Below are 16669 nucleotides of genomic sequence, written 5' to 3'. Positions count from 1 at the left end.
CGGCGGCCCGCGCGCCACGGGCCGGCGACACCGGAGTGACGGGAAGGGCTTAGGTGTACGAAGCTGGAAGCATGAAGCTGGCGTTCTCCACCCTCGGTGTCCCCGGCCTCCCTGTGCCGGACGTCCTCCGACTCGCGACCGAGCACGGCTACCACGGTGTGGAGCTGCGCGCACACCCCGAGGAGCCGGTGCATCCCGGCATCGGGGCCGCCGAACGGACGGATACCGCCGCCGAGTTCAAGGCGTCCGGCATCACGCTGCTCGGGGTCGCCGGGTACACGCGCGTGGCCGCGCCGGGTGACGACGAGCCCGTCGTCGCCGAGCTGCGCGCCCTCCTCGACCTGGCCCGTGACCTGGGCGCACCGTACGTCCGGGTCTTCCCCGGCGGCACGGCGGAGCAGAGTCCCGAGGAGGCCGACGCGATCGCCGCGCGCCGCCTGGGCACGGCGGCCGAGCACGCGGGCGACGTGGGGGTGCGCATCCTTCTCGAAACCCATGACTCGCACCGCACGGGCGCCGACGCGATGCGGATCCTGGGCCTGGTCGGCCACCGTCAGGTGGGCGCCCTGTGGGACACGATGCACACCTGGCTGGGCGGCGAGCAGCCCTCGGAGACGTACGCGGCCCTCTCCCCGCACCTCGGCTACGTCCAGGTCAAGGACATCGCCTCCGTCGAGGACACGGCCCCGCTCCCACTGGGCGCCGGAGTGCTCCCGATCGCCGAGACCGTGGAGCTGCTCTCACGGCAGGGCTGGGACGGCTGGCTGTGCTGGGAGTACGAGAAGCGCTGGCACGAGGACGCGGCCCCGCTGCCCGGCCTGCTGGACGCGGGCCGCGACCACCTGGCACGCCTGCTCAACGACTCGGCCTGAACGGCCCTGCGCGGCCGCCGCGTCGGCCCACGGCGCGGTCAGCCGGGCAGGCGGTCGCGCAGGGCGGCGAACGCCTCGTGGAAGCCGGGGAAGGTCTTCCGTACGCAGTCCGGGTCGTCGTACGTGATCCCCGGCACCCGCAGGCCGGTCACCGCGAAGGACATCACGATGCGGTGGTCGCCGTAGGTCTTGATGTCGGCGGGCTCCGGCCGGCCCGGCCGGATCTCGATCCAGTCCGGGCCGGTGGCGACCTCGATCCCCAGCCTCCGCAGGTTCTCCGCGCACGCCTCCAGGCGGTCGCACTCCTTCACGCGGGTGTTGGCCACGTCCTCGATGCGCACCGGCCCCGAGGCGAAGGGGGCGATCGCCGCCAGGGTGGGCATGGTGTCGGAGATGTCCCGCATGGTGACCGTGAGGCCGTCGAGGCGGCCCGTGCCCCGGACCGTGGTGCGGTCCGCGCCGACCTCCACCTGCGCGCCCATCCGCCGCAGTACGTCCACGAAGGCCAGGTCACCCTGGAGTGCCCCCGTGCCCAGCCCGGGGACCGTCACCTCACCGCCGGTCAGCGCGGCGGCGGCGAAGAAGCAGCCGGCCGTGGAGGCGTCCGGTTCGATCGCGTACGTCGTGGCGCGATAGCCGCCGGACGGGACGACGAAGACATCGCCCTCCCGGCGCACCTCCACCCCGAACGCCCGCATCATCGCGAGCGTCATCCCGACGTACGGGGCGGAGACCAGGTCGGTGACCTCGATGCGCAGTCCGCGCCGGGTCAGCGGGCCCAGCAGGAGCAGGGCCGTCAGGTACTGGGAGGACTGACCGGCGTCCAGCGTCACCTCGCCGCCCTCGACGCCCGCCGCCCGGACGGTCAGCGGGTGGTGGCCCTCCGCCTCCTCGTGGCGCAGGTCGACGCCGAGGTCGCGCAGGGCCCGGGTGAGGGGCAGCAGGGGGCGGCGGCGCATCTGGGGTGAGGCGTCGAAGCGGTAGGTGCCGTGGCCGGTGGCGGCCAGCGCGGGCAGGAAGCGGGCCGTGGTCGCGCCGTCGCGGCAGAAGACGTCGGCCTCGGTGGCCGGAGGGCCCTGCGGCCGGCCGTCGATCTGCCAGATGTCCGGAGTGCGGCCCACCCGGTAGCCGAGCCGGGTGAGGCCTTCGGCGAAGCCCTCGGTGTCGTCCGACCGGAGCGGCCGGCGCAGGGTGGTGACGCCGTCGGCCGCCGCCGCGAGGAACAGGGCGCGGGCGGTGAGGGACTTGGAACCGGGGATGTCGACTACGGGCATGCCCTCATGATCGGCCCACGTCCACCCGGCGCGCCGCGTCGTCCACGGGATGGACCGCCAAAGATCGCCGGGGCGTAACCGACGTGAGGGCCACTCCGCCCACCAGCAGCGCCGCCGCGCACCAACGCAGTGGTGTCATCGACTCGCCGAGGAACACCGCCGCCGACGTCATCCCGAAGGCCGGCACCAGCAGCGAGAAGGGCGCGACGGTGGAGGCCGGATGACGGCGCAGCAGCCAGCCCCAGGCGCCGAAGCCGAACACCGTGGTGATCCAGGCGACGTAGACGACGGTGCCGGCGCCCTGCCAGTCGAGCGCGCGCAGGGCGTCGTAGTCCCGCGTGGGGCCCTCCAGGAGGAGGGACAGGGCGAGGAGGGGCAGGACGGGGACGGTGCTCACCCACACCATGAAGTTGAGGGCCTCCGGGGCGGCGGCCTTGCGGGTGAGGACGTTGGAGGCGCCCCAGCAGGCGGCGGCCGCGATGACGAGGACGAAGGCGGTCAGAGGGCCGGAGGTGCCCTCGTCGACGGCGGCGACGCCGATGCCCGCGAGCGCGACGAGCATGCCCGACGTCCTGATGGCGGTGGGCCGTTCGCCCAGGACCAGGAAGGCGATCAGAGCGGTGAACACCGCCTGCACCTGGAGCACCAGCGACGACAGACCGGCCGGCATCCCGGCGTCCATCCCCACGAACAGCAGCCCGAACTTCGCCACTCCCAGGACCAGTCCCACCGCCACGATCCACTTCCAGGCCACCTTCGGGCGGCCCACGAGGAAGACGGCGGGGACCGCCGCCACAAGGAAGCGCAGGGCGGAGAAGAGGAGGGGCGGGAAGTGGTCGAGGCCGATCTCGATGACGGTGAAGTTGACGCCCCAGACGGCGGCGACAAGGACGGCGAGAAGGACGTGGGCGGGTCGCATACGTCGAGGATCACCCGGGCCGACGATGTAGCACCAGCGATGCTTGCTGCATGATTGGATGAAGCAAAGCTAATCGATGGAGGGGTGGGTCATGCTCGACCTCCAGCGGCTGCGGGCCCTGCACGCCGTCTCCGTGCACGGCACGGTCGGAGCCGCCGCCGTCGCACTCGGCTACACCCCGTCGGCCGTGTCCCAGCAGATCGCCAAGCTGGAGCGGGAGACGCGGACGGTACTGCTGGAGCGGGAGGGGCGGGGGGTGCGCCTGACCGACGAGGCACACCAACTCGTCGCGACGGCGGCGGAGTTGCTGGCGATCGTGGAGCGGGCGGAAACGGACCTGGAGGAGCGGCGCGGGCTGCCGGCCGGCCGCCTGACCGTGGCGGCGTTCCCGTCGGCGGCGCGAGGGCTGCTGCCGCCGGTCCTCGCCGATCTCGCCAAGCGCCACCCTGCCCTGGACGCCCGGCTGACCGAGGTCGACCCCCATCTGTCGGTCGACCTGGTCGCGAAGGGCGCGATCGACCTCGCGGTCGCCCACGACTGGGACATCGCGCCGCTGCCCGCCCCGGCGGGCGTGGAACAGGCGGCGATCGGCGACGACCTGTGCGACCTGCTGGTCCCTGAGGACCACCTCTTCGCGACCCGAAAGGCCGTGCGGCGGGAGGAGTTGGGCAACGAGCGCTGGGTCTGCCAGCCGCCCGGCCGGGTCTGCCACGACTGGCTGCTCCGCACCCTGCGCTCGGTCGGTCACGAGCCGGACATCGTCCACACGGCGGAGGAGAACCCGACGCTGGTGGCCCTGGTCGCGGCGGGCCTGGGCGTGGCCCTCATCCCCCGCCTGGGCCGGGGCCCGCTCCCGCAGGGCGTGGTGGAGGTCCCCCTGGACCCCCTCCCGGTCCGCCACCTCTACGCCCTCTGGCGCGAGGGCGCGGCCCGCCGACCGGCGATCGCGGAGACGGTGCGGACGTTGCAGGCCCACTGGCCGGGGGTGTCGGACCGGTAGGCCCTGGGGCCAACGGCCTTGGCACGCCGGCCCTGGCCAGAGACGGGACGCCCTGGTCGTGACGTGCTCGAACGGCGGCCGGTCAACTCCCGTGTCACCGCGTGCACATGTGCCGCCGGCCGCGGTCGGCGGAGCGCCGGGCCTGCGCGCGCCGGCGCCCGGGGTCCACCCCAGGCCGGCCTCCCGCAGGGGGAACCCGTCCCGCGCGTCGCCCGTCCGACGCGCACGGCCGCCGGATGGGTCCCCGTGTTGCGACCACCCTCTCCGGCGCAACCCGGTCGGCGGCCCGCCGTCATCGGCGCGCCCCCCTCCATGCGCCGATGGCGGCCCCTCCGTGGGCAGGGCTGTGCGTCCCCTTGACCGGCAGAAACTTCCCGGATATTGGTGGCTCTTTGGAAGTTTCCTTCAGCGATCTCCTCCGGAAGGAGCGCACGTGCACCACACCAGCACGCCAGGCGCAGGAAACACCGCTGCCGCACCCTCCAGACGAACGGTTCTCGCCGCCACCGCCGGCGTCACCGTCGCCCTGACGGTCGGGCAGAGCACCGCGCACGCCGGCGAGGACAGGCGCCTTCGACAGCTCATCTCCCGGATGAGCCTGGAGGAGAAGGTCGGCCAGCTCTTCGTCTCCCGTGTCTACGGCCACTCCGCCACCGCCCCCGACCAGGCCGACATCGACGCCAACCTCAGCGAACTCGGCGTCCGCACGGCCGCCGAACTGCTCGCCAAGTACCGCCTCGGCGGCATCATCTACTTCACCTGGGCCCACAACACCCGTACCCCGCACCAGATCGCGGACCTGTCGAACGGCATCCAGAAGGCCTCCCTCGACCTCCCCCGCGGACTGCCCGTGCTCGTCTCCACGGACCAGGAGCACGGGATAGTGGCCCGCGTGGGCAGGCCCGCGACGCTCTTCCCGGGCGCGATGGCCCTCGGCGCCGGCCGTTCGCGCGCCGACGCCCGCACCCTCGGCCGGATCGCCGGCGAGGAACTGCGCGCGATGGGCGTCAGGCAGGACTACTCCCCCGTCGCCGACGTCAACGTCAACCCGGCCAACCCGGTCATCGGCGTGCGCTCCTTCGGCGCCGACCCGGGCGCGGTCGCCGACCTGGTCGCGGCGGAGGTCACCGGGTACCAGCGCGCGGACGTCGCCGCGACCGCCAAGCACTTCCCCGGCCACGGCGACACCGCGGTGGACAGCCACTACGGATTCCCGGTCATCGAGCACACCCGCGAGGAGTGGGGGACGATCGACGCGCCCCCGTTCCGGGCGGCGATCGAGGCCGGCATCGACTCGATCATGACCGCGCACATCATGGTCCCGGCGCTCGACTCGTCCGGCGACCCGGCGACCCTCTCCCACCCGATCCTCACCGGCATCCTGCGTGAGGAACTTGGCTACGACGGTGTCGTGGTCACCGACTCGCTCGGCATGGAGGGCGTCCGCACGAAGTACGGCGACGACCGGGTGCCGGTGCTGGCGCTGAAGGCGGGCGTGGACCAGCTCCTCAACCCGCCCAAGCTGGACGTCGCCTGGAACGCGGTCCTGAAGGCCGTACAGGACGGCGAGCTCACCGAGGAACGGCTCGACGAATCGATCCTGCGGGTGCTGCGACTGAAGGCGAAGCTCGGTCTGTTCGAGGCGCCGTACGTCAGCGCGCGGGGTGTCGACCGCGCGGTCGGCACCCGGGCCCACCTCGCGGAGGCCGACCGGATCGCCGAGCGGACGACGACCCTGCTCGTCAACGAGGGCGACCTGCTGCCGCTGTCCCGGCGCGAGCACCCCCGGCTGCTCGTCGTCGGCGCCGACCCGGCCTCGCCGTCCGGCACGACCGGCCCGCCCACCGGCGTCCTCGCGACCGCGCTGAGCGAACTCGGCTTCTCGGCAAGGGCGTTGTCCACCGGCACGGCACCCTCCGCGGCGGTCGTCGACCAGGCCGTGGCGGCCGCGCAGGACGTGGACGCGGTGGTCGTGGGGACGTACAACGTCACGGCGACCAGCTCGCAGAGGACGCTGGTCGAGCGGTTGCTGGCGACCGGGAAGCCGGTGGTCGCGGTGGCCGTCCGCAACCCGTACGACGTGGCCCATCTGCCGGGCGTCCGCGGTTATCTGGCGTCCTACTCCTGGACGGACGTGGAGGTGCGGGCGGCGGCACGGGTCATCGCCGGGAAGGTACGGCCGCGCGGCAAACTGCCGGTGCCGGTGCAGCGGGCGGACGATCCGGGGCGTGTGCTGTATCCGGTCGGGCACGGGCTGTCGTACTAGGCGTCGACCGGACGTAGGGTGCGGTACGCCACGCACCCGGCGTACCACCCCCAAACAGGCGCAAAGCGCGCTGTGTGTCTGGCGTGTGCCCGCTGCGGCGGGTCACGCTGGACGGGGTGGGGGGAATGACCATGCGGCGGACCACGCGGCGAAAACGGTGTGCGGGCATTGTGCTCGCGGGCCTGCTGCTGGGCTGTCAGGGCCCCGCGGCGGAGCGCGGCCCGGGCCCCGGTGGTCCGACGGCGCCGGCCGCCGCCTCCGGGTTCGGGGCGGTGTTCCTCGCCGTCGACGAGTGCAGTTCGTTCGGTACGACCAGCTTCACCGAGGTCCCCTGTGCCGGCGAGCGCGCCGCCGCGCGGGTCGTGGCGCGACACGCCGGCCGGGCGGGTGACGGTCCGCCCTGCCCCGGGACAACCGACTTCGTGCTGCACATCAGTGAGCAGCGGCTCTCCCCCGACGAGGACGGCGACGGCGCCGTCCCCGCGGGCTACGCATGCATGCGCGCGCTCCAGCCGCCGCATCCCGGCGACCCGGGCGGCGGCGGGGGGCCGCGCACGATCGTCGGGGACTGTGTCCACGACGCCGGGGGCGGGAAGGTGCGCGAGACGGCGTGCGACGGCGGGGGCCGCGAGAAGCCGGAGTTCCAGGTGACGGAGGCCGTCGCCGCGCGCTCCGGCTGCCCGGCGGCCACCGCCCTGTACGTCCAGCTGGGCGGCGCCCGCCCGGTCGGCTGTGCCCGCCCGGTGTAGGGCGACGGGCGGGCACAGCACCGGGGTTACGGACGCAGCGTCCGTTCCGCGCCCCGCTTGTCGAGCCGGGCGTCGTACTTGGCCAGCGGCTCGGCAACCGCCGGGTCGGCCTCGACCGCGGTGGACGCCACTCCGGCCCACTTCAGGATCCTGGCCGTGGCCAGCGCCTTCTGCTTCTCCTGCAGACCGGCCACGTTGGCGCCGTGGTTGGCGCCCGGCGCGGTGAAGACGTAGGAGTCACGCGCGCCGTTGCCGAGGCGGAACCGCTCGGCGCCCCACGGGTCGTTCTCGCCGTAGACGAAGAGCATGTGCCGCGCGTTGTGGCGGACCCAGCTGTCGACGTCCTTCATGGCGCCGTCCCGGAACTCCATCGGGATCGAGCGCGGCACGAAGTACCGCGGCGGCAGATAGCCGTACCGGACGTACTTCTTCTCGATGTGCGGGAAGACGATCGTCGGCGCGCCGAGCTGCGTGCCCGCCTGGTAGTAGTACGGCGTGTACGGCTCCAGGCCCTGGTCGGTGTAGAAGGAGAACCCGGCGATCGTGTCGATGGAGTTCCAGATCTCCTCGTCGGTCGCGTTCTTCGCGTCCGCCGGGACGGTGCCGCAGTCGGACAGCAGGCTGTACTGCCAGAAGCCCCAGACGTAGTCGAGGACGGTCGCCTCGTACGCCTTGTCGAGGCTGCCCACGGTGTCGAAGGTGTAGCCGTTCTCGGCCGCGTACGCCTGGTACCGCTGCTCCAGCGGCTCCCGGCGCACCAGGGCCTCGCGCTGCACGCCGTTCAGCCGGTGACGGCACTCCTTGGTACCGACGCCGGCGAAGAAGCGGTCGTACGCCGTGTCCTCGTCGTTCACGACGTCGTTGGGCGCGACGTAGGCGACGACGCCGTCCATGTCACGGGGGTAGAAGCGCTCGTAGTACGTGGCGGTCATGCCGCCCTTCGAACCGCCCGTGGAGATCCAGTTCTTGGAGTAGATCCGCTTCAGCGCCGTGAAGACGCGGTGCTGGTCGCTGGCCGCCTGCCAGATGTCCAGCTTGGTCCAGTCGGCCGGGCTGGGCCGGGACGGCGTGAAGAAGCGGTACTCCATGGAGACCTGGTTGCCGTCCACGATCTGGGTCGGCTCGCGGCGGCTCGGGGTGGTGGAGACGTTGTAGCCGCCGGTGTAGAAGACCGTCGGCCGCGAGGCGTCCTTGTGCAGCACGGTGATCCGCTGCTGGAACGTGCCCCTGGAGGGCTTGCGGTGGTCGACCGGCTGTGCGTAGTTGAGGACGAAGAAGCGGTAGCCGGGGTACGGCTTCTCCTCGATCAGGCTCATCCCGGGTATGGAGAGCAACCGGTCCTTGATGTCGGTGGCCTCCGGCTGGGCCGCGGTGGCCGCCCCCGCCGTGCTCAGCGTGCCTATGAGCACGGTGAGCGCGAGCAGCCATCTGAGCGCCTTGCGCATGCACCCTCCCTGTAAGAACAGATGTGCGCCGGAAGCTATCGGAGCAACACACCTGTGCACCAGGGTGGTTGGCGTATCAGCAGGTCAGCACAGTATCCAGCCGGAGCTGACCGACCCGCGGCCCACCGCGCCCTTCACCCACACGCAGCGCTGCCCGGCGTGCACGGTCACCGGGCCTGCGCGGTGGGCGTACCGACCCTCGTCGACGACCGGGCGGTTGCCGCGCGCCTGCACGCTGACCGACATCGACCGCTTGGGGCCGGGGTCTTTGGGGAGCGTGACGGCGCAGACGTACCCACCGCGCTTGTAGACGTGCACGGCGCCGGTGGCGAACGGCAGCGTCCTGACCTTGCGTCCGGCGCAGGTGGACGCCGCCGCCCGCGCGTCCGCCGGTGCGGCGAGTGCCAGCAGTCCGGACGCGGTCAGCAGGGCCACGCCGAGCGCCATCCGACGTCGTATCGCACCCGTGTCCACAGTCGTAGCCTCCGCGCCCCTCGGATCGACGTACGGATGTACGGACGCACGACGTACGCCCGATGGTTGCGCAGACCTCGGACGCCTACGGTGCCCTCACGCTCCGCACACCCGCCGGCGTCAGGCCACCGCGGGCTCCTCCTCGCCGACGAAGGTCCGCCACAGCGCGGCGTACGTTCCGCCGCGTCGGAGCAGTTCGTCGTGGGTGCCGTCCTCCACCACGCGGCCGTGGTCCATCACCACGACCCGGTCCGCACGGGCGGCGGTGGTCAGGCGGTGGGCGACCACGAGCGTCGTGCGGCGGCCGGCCAGCCGGTCCGTCGCCTGGTTGACCTGTGCCTCGGTCGCGAGGTCCAGCGCGGCCGTCGCCTCGTCGAGGAGCAGGACGTCCGGGTCGACGAGTTCGGCGCGGGCCAGCGCGATCAGCTGGCGTTGCCCGGCGGAGAGGTTGCGGCCGCGTTCGGCGACCTCGTGGAGGTAGCCGCCCTCCAGTGTCGCGATCATCTCGTGCGCGCCGACCGCGCGGGCCGCCGCCTCCACCTCGGCGTCGGTGGCGTCCGGACGGCCGTAGGCGATGGCGTCACGGACGGTGCCGGGGAAGAGGTACGCCTCCTGCGGTACCACACCCAGGCGGTGCCGGTACGCGGTGATGTCGAGGTCGCGCAGATCGGCGCCGTCGACGGTGACCCGGCCAGCGGTCGGGTCGTAGAACCGCGCCACCAGCTTCACCAGCGTCGACTTGCCCGCGCCGGTCTCGCCGACGAACGCGACGGTCTGCCCGGCGGGGACGGTGAGGTCGATGCCGCTGAGGGCCTCCTCCTCGTCGCCGTAGGAGAAGTGCACGTCCTCGAAGGCGATGTCGCCCCGCAGGGAGAGGACTTCGCGGGGTTCGTCGGCGGACTTCGTCGACGTCGGCTCCCGCAGCAGTTCCTGGATCCGGCCGAGCGAGACGGACGCCTGCTGGTAGCCGTCGAAGACCTGGGAGAGCTGCTGGACGGGGGCGAAGAAGAGGTCGATGTAGAGCAGGTAGGCCACCAGCGCGCCCGTGGTGAGGGTGGCCGCCTCCACCCGCCCGGCACCCGCCCAGAGCACGGCCGCCGCGGCGGCCGACGACAGGAGCTGCACGAAGGGGAAGTAGACGGAGATCAGCCACTGACCGCGTATGCGGGCCTGCCGGTAGCTGTCGCTGCGCTCGGCGAACCGCCGCCCGCCGTCCCCCTCGCGCCGGAACGCCTGCACGATCCGCAGCCCGGAGACCGTCTCCTGGAGGTCGGCGTTGACCGTCGACACCCGCTCGCGGGCGAGTTCGTAGGCCTTCACGCTCGCCTTGCGGAAGAAGTACGTGGCGATGATCAGCGGCGGGAGAGTGGCGAAGACGACGAGCGCGAGCTGGACGTCGATCACCAGCAGGGCGCCCATGATCCCGAAGAAGGTGACCACGGAGACGAAGGCGGTGACCAGGCCCGTCTGCAGGAACGTCGACAGCGCGTCCACGTCGGTGGTCATCCGGGTCATGATCCGGCCCGTCAGCTCCCGCTCGTAGTAGTCGAGTCCGAGCCGCTGGAGCTGGGCGAAGATCTTCAACCGCAGCGAGTAGAGCACGCGTTCGCCGGTGCGGCCGGTCATCCGGGTCTCGCCGATCTGCGCCACCCACTGGGCGAGCACCGCGACCAGGGCGAGCAGCGAGGCGGCCCAGACGGCACCGAGGGCGACCTTCGTGACACCGCTGTCGATGCCGTGCCGGATCAGCACAGGCAGCAGCAGGCCCATGCCGGCGTCGACGGCGACGAGGCCGAGGCTGACCAGCAGGGGCGCGCCGAAGCCCCGCAGCAGCCGCTTCAGCCCGTACGACCGTTCGGACCGCACGGCGCGGGCCTCGTCGATGTCGGGGGTGTCGGTGGCCGGGGGCAGGGCGTCGACCTGGGCGAGCAGCTCCGGGGTGGCCGGGGTGCCGGCCAGGGCGGCGTCCTTGGGTTCGCGGTCACCGGTCCACAGGTGGGGCGTGACCCCGCGTTCGGCGTCGAACTCGGCGTCCAGCTCGTCGCGGACGGAGGTGTCCTCCCGGGGCACGGCCGGCGGGGCGTGGCCCGGGGAGACGCCGCCGAGTTCGTCGGGGTCGGTGAGCAGACGGCGGTAGAGGGCCGAGCGTTTCTGGAGCTCGTCGTGGGTGCCGATGTCGGCGAGCCGGCCGGCGTCCAGGACGGCGATGCGGTCGGCGAGGTTGAGCGTGGAGCGCCGGTGGGCGATCAGCAGGGTCGTACGACCCTCCATGACGTGCCCCAGCGCCTCGTGGATCTCGTGCTCGACGCGGGCGTCCACGGCGGAGGTGGCGTCGTCGAGGACGAGCAGACGCGGGTCGGTGAGCAGGGCGCGGGCGAGGGCGATGCGCTGGCGCTGGCCGCCGGAGAGGGTGAGGCCGTGCTCGCCGACCGTGGTGTCGTAGCCGTGCGGGAGTTCCCGGATGAAACGGTCCGCCTGGGAGGCGCGGGCGGCGGCCTCGATCTCGGCGTCGGTGGCGTCCGGATGACCGTAGGCGATGTTGTTGCGGACCGTGTCCGAGAAGAGGAACGAGTCCTCGGGGACCAGCCCGATCGCGGCCCTGAGCGAGTCGAGGGTGAGTTCGCGGACGTCATGGCCGCCGACGAGGACGGCGCCGCGGCTGACGTCGTAGAAGCGCGGCAGGAGGAGGGAGACGGTCGACTTCCCGGAGCCGGAGGAGCCGACGACCGCGAGGGTCTCGCCGGGGCGGATCTCGAAGGTGAGACTGTCGAGCACCGGCTTGCCGGTGTCGTAGCCGAAGGACACGTCGTCGAACTCGACGGTGGCGGGCGCGTCGGCGGGGAGGTCGTGGGTGCCGTCCCGCAGTGACGGCTCGGTGTCGATCAGCTCCAGGACGCGCTCGGTGCCGGCGCGGGCCTGCTGGGCGACGGTGAGGACCACGGCGAGCATGCGGACGGGGCCGACGAGCTGGGCGAGGTAGGTCGAGAAGGCGACGAACGTGCCCAGCGTGATGTGGCCGCGCACGGCCAGCCAGCCACCGAGGGCGAGCATCGCGACCTGTCCGAGGGCGGGGACGGCCTGGAGGGCGGGGGTGTACCTGGAGTTCAGCCGGATGGTGCGCAGGCGCCCGGCGTAGAGCTTCCTGCCGACCTCCCGGAGCTTGCCGGTCTCCTGTTCCTCCTGCCCGAAACCTTTCACCACGCGTACGCCGGTGACGGCGCCGTCGACGACGCCCGCGACGGCGGCGGCCTGGGCCTGGGCGTACCAGGTCGCCGGGTGGAGCTTGGTGCGGCTGCGCTTGGCGACGAACCAGAGGGCGGGGGCGACGGCCAGCGCGACCAGGGTGAGCGGCGGTGACAGCCACGCCATGATCACCAGGGAGATCACGAAGAGCAGGAGGTTCCCGATGGTCATCGGGAGCATGAAGAGCAGGCCCTGGATCAGCTGGAGGTCGCTGGTGGCCCGGCCGACGACCTGCCCGGTGGACAGCTCGTCCTGCCGCCGGCCGTCGAGCCGGGTGATCGTCCCGTACATGTCCGTCCGCAGGTCGTGCTGGACGTCGAGGGCGACCCGGCCGCCGTAGTAGCGGCGGATGTAGGTGAGGACGTAGACGAGGAGGGCGGCGCCGATGAGCAGGGCGGCCCAGGGCGCCATGGCGCGGGTCCTGTCGCCGACCACGTCGTCGATGATCACCTTGGTGATCAGGGGGACGAGGGCCATGACGGCCATGCCGGCCAGCGACGAGCCGAGGGCCAGGACCACGTCCTTCGGATAGCGCCAGGCGTAGCCCCACAGCCGTCGTGCCCATCCCCGTTGCGGTCCCACGCGGGTGCCCTCCGATCGTCCTGATCTACCGCAAGGCACCAACGCGGACGGGCGCCGTTTTCATCCCGCCGCGACAAGCCGAGGACGTGATCAAAGACGCACCCGCAAGGAGTGGAACCGGGTCGTCCGCGCGGCGTTCTCGTTGTCGTCACTGGCCAGGAGGACGTTCAGGCGGCCCTTCGACCTGCCGGTGACGGTCATGGACTCGATGTCGTCCGGCAGCGGATCAGGCTGCGGCTGCTTGGCCGTCGCTCCCAGTGACGGACAGTCACCAGGTCCGCGAGCAGGGTCTTCCCTGATCTGGCGTACGTCGTCCTGGCCGGTCAGCGTGTCGATGCCGGACGTGTCCGTGGCGCGGCGCGGGTCGGCCAGGTAGAGGCGGACGGTGTTGCCGACGCAGGCGGTGAAGCCGCGTTCCAGGACGAGGAGACGGCCGTCGGGGGTCGCGGTGACCTCGGGGACGCCCAGGCCGGTGTCGGTGCGGTAGGCGTACTGGGCGCCGAGCCGGAAGCCGCCCTCGCCGTGCCGCTGCCAGGTCTGGAGACGGACGATGCCCGCGGTGTCGCCGGCGAGCGCGTACTCCATGGAGGCGAGCAGGGTGCGACCGCCGTGGAGGAGGGTGAGGCCCTCGAAGGTGCCGTTGGTGACCGCGCGGCCCGCCGGGGCGACGCGGAGGGCGTCCGGGACGGGAAGACGTTTCGAGGATCCTGCCGTCGTGGGAGTGCCGCCGTACGGCGGGCTCGGTCTCGGAGGAGACGAGGTACGTGCCGTCCCGGTCCACGACCAGCCCCTCGGAGTCGAGGGCGGCACCGCTCTCGACGGCGAGCTGCGTGCCGCGCTTCGGCTGGAGCGCCCGGGGGTTCAGCGCGAACAGGCCTGGCGGGCCCGCGAGTTGCCCCCGGCCTGGGCCGTCCCGGTGGCGGTCAGGCAGGCGGCCGCCGCGAGACCGGCGGTGACGGCGGCGAGTGCGGTACGCACGGTTCTCAGGCGCATGGGCGTCACCGTAGGACGCTCCGGTGACGGAGGGACGGCCTCTGCAGGCCGTGCACACCGGCGAGGTCGGGCTCCTCCGACCCCGTACGGCGGCCCAGCCGGCCCTGCGCGGCGCCCCATTGGGTCACCAGTTCACCCCTGGCCCGAATGGCCCAGATGCGTAGCCGCGAACATCCGCAGCAGGGCGGGGAGTACGACCACCGACGGGCCCGGTGACGTCAGTGCCTTCGTGAGGTCGGCCTCCAGGGCCTCCGGTGTCGTGCGGACGCCCGGGACACCGAAGGACTCCGCCAGTGCCACGTAGTCCGGACGGGTCAGTTCCGTCGCCGTGGCCTGGCCGAAGGCGTCGGTCATGTACTCGCGCAGGATGCCGTAACCGCCGTCGTCGACGATCAGCCAGGTGACGTTCAGGTCGTACTGCCGGGCCGTCGCCAGCTCGGCGATCGAGTACAGCGCGCCGCCGTCCCCCGACACCGCCAGCACCGGCCGGGTCGGGTCGGCGGCGGCCGCGCCCAGCGCCGCCGGGAAGCCGTAGCCGAGGCCGCCGGCGCCCTGGGCGGAGTGCATGGTGTTGGAGCCCTTGGGGTCGAAGGCCGACCAGGCCCAGTAGGCCAGGATCGTCATGTCCCAGAAGGACGGGGAGTCGGCGGGCAGCGCCCGGCGGACGCACGCCAGCACGTCCTGTTCCAGGGTGAGTTCCTGGGCGGCGATCCGCTCGGCGACCTTCGCGAGGACCGCACGTACGCGCTCCGGCGCCGACGGGTCCGCCCGCTCCGTCACCGTCTCCAGCAGCGCCTGCAACGCCAGCCGCGCATCCGCGTGGATGCCCAGCGCCGGGTGGTTGGACTCGAGCTTGCCGAGGTCGGCCTCGATCTGGACGACCCGGCCGCGCGGCTTGAACGTGTGGTAGTTGGAGGAGAGTTCGCCGAGGCCCGAGCCGACGACGAGGAGTACGTCCGCGTCCTCCAGGAAGTCCGTGGTGTGCCGGTCCTCGATCCAGGACTGGAGCGACAGCGGGTGGGTCCAGGGGAAGGCGCCCTTGCCGCCGGGGGTCGTGACGACCGGTGCCTGGAGGGCCTCCGCCAGCTGACGGAGCTTCTTCGAGGCGTCGGCCCGGACCACTCCGCCGCCCGCGATGATCGCCGGGCGGGCCGCGTTCGAGAGCAGGTCGGCCGCCACAGCGGTGAGTTCGGGGCGTGGCGGCAGTTCCTCGGGGAAGGCGTCGCCACCCGTCACGACCGGGATCGACGTCTCGGCCAGCAGCACGTCCTGCGGGATCTCCACCCACACCGGCCCGTGCGGGGCGGTCAGGGCCGACTTCCAGGCCGCGGCGACGGCGGAGGGGATCTGGGACGGGGTGCGTACGGTGTGGACCGACTTCACCACGCCCCGGAACGAGGCTGCCTGGTCGGGCAGTTCGTGCAGATAGCCGTGCCGGCCGCCGCCCAGGCCGGCCGTCGGGATCTGGCTGCTGATCGCCAGCACGGGCGCCGAGGCCGCCGCCGCCTCCTGGAGCGCGGCCAGCGAGGTCAGCGCCCCCGGTCCCGTCGACAGCAGCAGCGGCGCCGCCTCGCCGGTGATCCGGCCGTACGCGTCCGCCGCGAAACCGGCGTTGTTCTCCACCCGCAGCCCGATGTACCGCAGGTCGGACCGCCGCAGCGCGTCGAACATGCCGAGCGCGTGCTGACCGGGCAGGCCGAAGACCGTCGTCGCGCCGAGCCCGGCCAGTGTCTCCACGACCAGGTCTCCGCCGTTGCGCCCGGGCGGCGGGTTCAGGGCCGCCGTGATCTGCGCGGCCGTCGGACGGAGTACCAGGTCGTGGTCGTGAGTCACTTCGCGCGCGCCTCGGCAATCTGGCGGGACATGATCGTGGTCAGTTCGTACGCCGTGTGGGAGGCCGCCACCGACGTGATCTCCGCGTGGTCGTACGCGGGGGCCACCTCGACGACGTCGGCCGACACCAGGTTGCACGATGCCAGACCGCGCAGGATCTCCAGCAGCTCGCGGGAGGTCATGCCACCGGCCTCGGGGGTGCCCGTGCCGGGCGCGTGCGCCGGGTCGAGGCAGTCGATGTCGATGGAGATGTACAGCGGACGGTCGCCGATGCGCTGACGCAGCTGGTCGGCGACCTCGTCGGCGCCCCGGCGGTAGACGTCCGCGGAGGTGACGATGCCGAAGCCCATCTTCTCGTCGTCGGTCAGGTCCTGCTTGCCGTACAGCGGGCCGCGCGTACCGACGTGGGAGAGCGCCGAGGTGTCGAGGATGCCCTCCTCCACCGCGCGGCGGAACGGCGTGCCGTGCGTGTACTCGGCGCCGAAGTACGTGTCCCACGTGTCGAGGTGGGCGTCGAAGTGCAGCAGCGCCACCGGGCCGTGCTTCTTGGCCACCGAGCGGAGCAGCGGCAGGGCGATCGTGTGGTCGCCGCCCAGCGTCATCAGGCGGGCGCCGGTGCCGAGCAGGTCGTCGGCCGCCGCCTCGACGGTCTCCACGGCCTCGTTGATGTTGAACGGGTTCACGGCGATGTCGCCGCCGTCCGCGACCTGGGCGAGGGCGAACGGAGAGGCGTCCTGCGCCGGGTTGTACGGCCGCAGCAGCCGGGACGCCTCGCGGATCGCGTTGCCGCCGAAGCGGGCGCCCGGCCGGTACGAGACGCCCGAGTCGAACGGCACACCCACGACGGCGACGTCGGCGGTGCCGACCTCGTCGAGGCGGGGCAGCCGGGCGAAGGTCGCGGGGCCGGCGTACCGCGGGACGCGGGACGAGTCGACGGGGCCGCGGGGTGTCGGCGTCTCGTTGCTGCTCATCGGGAATTGCCTTCTCTCTCACGCTTCATCGCGTATGCAACACATATG

At 72.5% G+C, this 16669-nt stretch carries 11 protein-coding genes and 1 pseudogene; 4 read left to right on the top strand and 8 right to left on the bottom strand.

Annotated features, from left to right (window positions below; genetic code table 11):
• The first annotated feature begins 71 nt into the window (after nucleotides 1–71).
• On the top strand, nucleotides 72–872 hold the full coding sequence (locus ACFV6X_RS06850) for a sugar phosphate isomerase/epimerase family protein (RefSeq protein WP_385378691.1): 801 nt from the start codon (nucleotides 72–74) through the stop codon (nucleotides 870–872).
• 38 nt (nucleotides 873–910) lie between these two features.
• Here ACFV6X_RS06850 and aroA read toward each other — a convergent pair whose 3' ends face one another.
• Both aroA and ACFV6X_RS06840 read right to left on the bottom strand, forming a co-directional pair.
• Entirely contained in the window at nucleotides 911–2146 is a 1236-nt protein-coding gene (aroA, locus tag ACFV6X_RS06845; protein ID WP_385378689.1) for a 3-phosphoshikimate 1-carboxyvinyltransferase, read from the bottom strand.
• A 4-nt stretch (nucleotides 2147–2150) separates the two neighbouring features.
• Nucleotides 2151–3065, bottom strand: coding sequence for an EamA family transporter (locus ACFV6X_RS06840; protein ID WP_385378686.1), 915 nt, complete (start codon nucleotides 3063–3065; stop codon nucleotides 2151–2153).
• Nucleotides 3066–3156: 91 nt separating this feature from the next.
• Here ACFV6X_RS06840 and ACFV6X_RS06835 point away from each other — a divergent pair, with 91 nt between their 5' ends.
• The 3 genes from ACFV6X_RS06835 (at nucleotide 3157) to ACFV6X_RS06825 (ending at nucleotide 7080) form a co-directional block, all read left to right on the top strand.
• Nucleotides 3157–4065 (top strand): LysR family transcriptional regulator, encoded by a 909-nt coding sequence (locus ACFV6X_RS06835; RefSeq protein WP_385378683.1) that lies wholly within the window; start codon nucleotides 3157–3159, stop codon nucleotides 4063–4065.
• Nucleotides 4066–4498: 433 nt separating this feature from the next.
• A complete protein-coding gene (locus tag ACFV6X_RS06830) occupies nucleotides 4499–6331 on the top strand; it encodes a glycoside hydrolase family 3 protein (protein ID WP_385378680.1) in 1833 nt (610 codons plus the stop codon).
• Between the two features lie 125 nt (nucleotides 6332–6456).
• Nucleotides 6457–7080: a hypothetical protein gene (locus ACFV6X_RS06825; protein WP_385378677.1), complete on the top strand. Its 624-nt coding sequence runs from the start codon at nucleotides 6457–6459 to the stop codon at nucleotides 7078–7080.
• A gap of 26 nt (nucleotides 7081–7106) precedes the next feature.
• Here the strand turns inward: ACFV6X_RS06825 and ACFV6X_RS06820 are convergent, their stop codons facing one another.
• The 6 genes and pseudogenes from ACFV6X_RS06820 to speB form a co-directional block, all read right to left on the bottom strand.
• The gene (locus ACFV6X_RS06820; RefSeq protein WP_385378674.1) at nucleotides 7107–8525 is read right to left on the bottom strand and encodes a S28 family serine protease; all 1419 of its coding nucleotides are present in this window, start codon (nucleotides 8523–8525) and stop codon (nucleotides 7107–7109) included.
• 84 nt (nucleotides 8526–8609) lie between these two features.
• Nucleotides 8610–8972 carry a hypothetical protein gene (locus ACFV6X_RS06815; protein WP_385378671.1) on the bottom strand — a complete coding sequence of 121 codons (363 nt, stop codon included), beginning with the start codon at nucleotides 8970–8972 and terminating at the stop codon, nucleotides 8610–8612.
• Between the two features lie 147 nt (nucleotides 8973–9119).
• Nucleotides 9120–12824 carry an ABC transporter ATP-binding protein gene (locus ACFV6X_RS06810; protein WP_385378668.1) on the bottom strand — a complete coding sequence of 1235 codons (3705 nt, stop codon included), beginning with the start codon at nucleotides 12822–12824 and terminating at the stop codon, nucleotides 9120–9122.
• A gap of 90 nt (nucleotides 12825–12914) precedes the next feature.
• Nucleotides 12915–13817: pseudogene (locus ACFV6X_RS06805) on the bottom strand (esterase-like activity of phytase family protein).
• A gap of 132 nt (nucleotides 13818–13949) precedes the next feature.
• Nucleotides 13950–15650, bottom strand: coding sequence for a thiamine pyrophosphate-binding protein (locus ACFV6X_RS06800; protein ID WP_385378665.1), 1701 nt, complete (start codon nucleotides 15648–15650; stop codon nucleotides 13950–13952).
• On the bottom strand, nucleotides 15647–16621 hold the full coding sequence (gene speB / locus ACFV6X_RS06795) for an agmatinase (protein ID WP_196462551.1): 975 nt from the start codon (nucleotides 16619–16621) through the stop codon (nucleotides 15647–15649). Before speB ends, ACFV6X_RS06800 begins: the two co-directional genes overlap by 4 nt.
• Nucleotides 16622–16669: the final 48 nt, after the last annotated feature.

The organism is Streptomyces sp. NPDC059861 (assembly GCF_042731435.1).
Lineage (GTDB): Bacteria > Actinomycetota > Actinomycetes > Streptomycetales > Streptomycetaceae > Streptomyces.
Note: the sequence above shows the minus strand (reverse complement) of the source record. Positions and strands in the feature narration are given on the sequence as shown.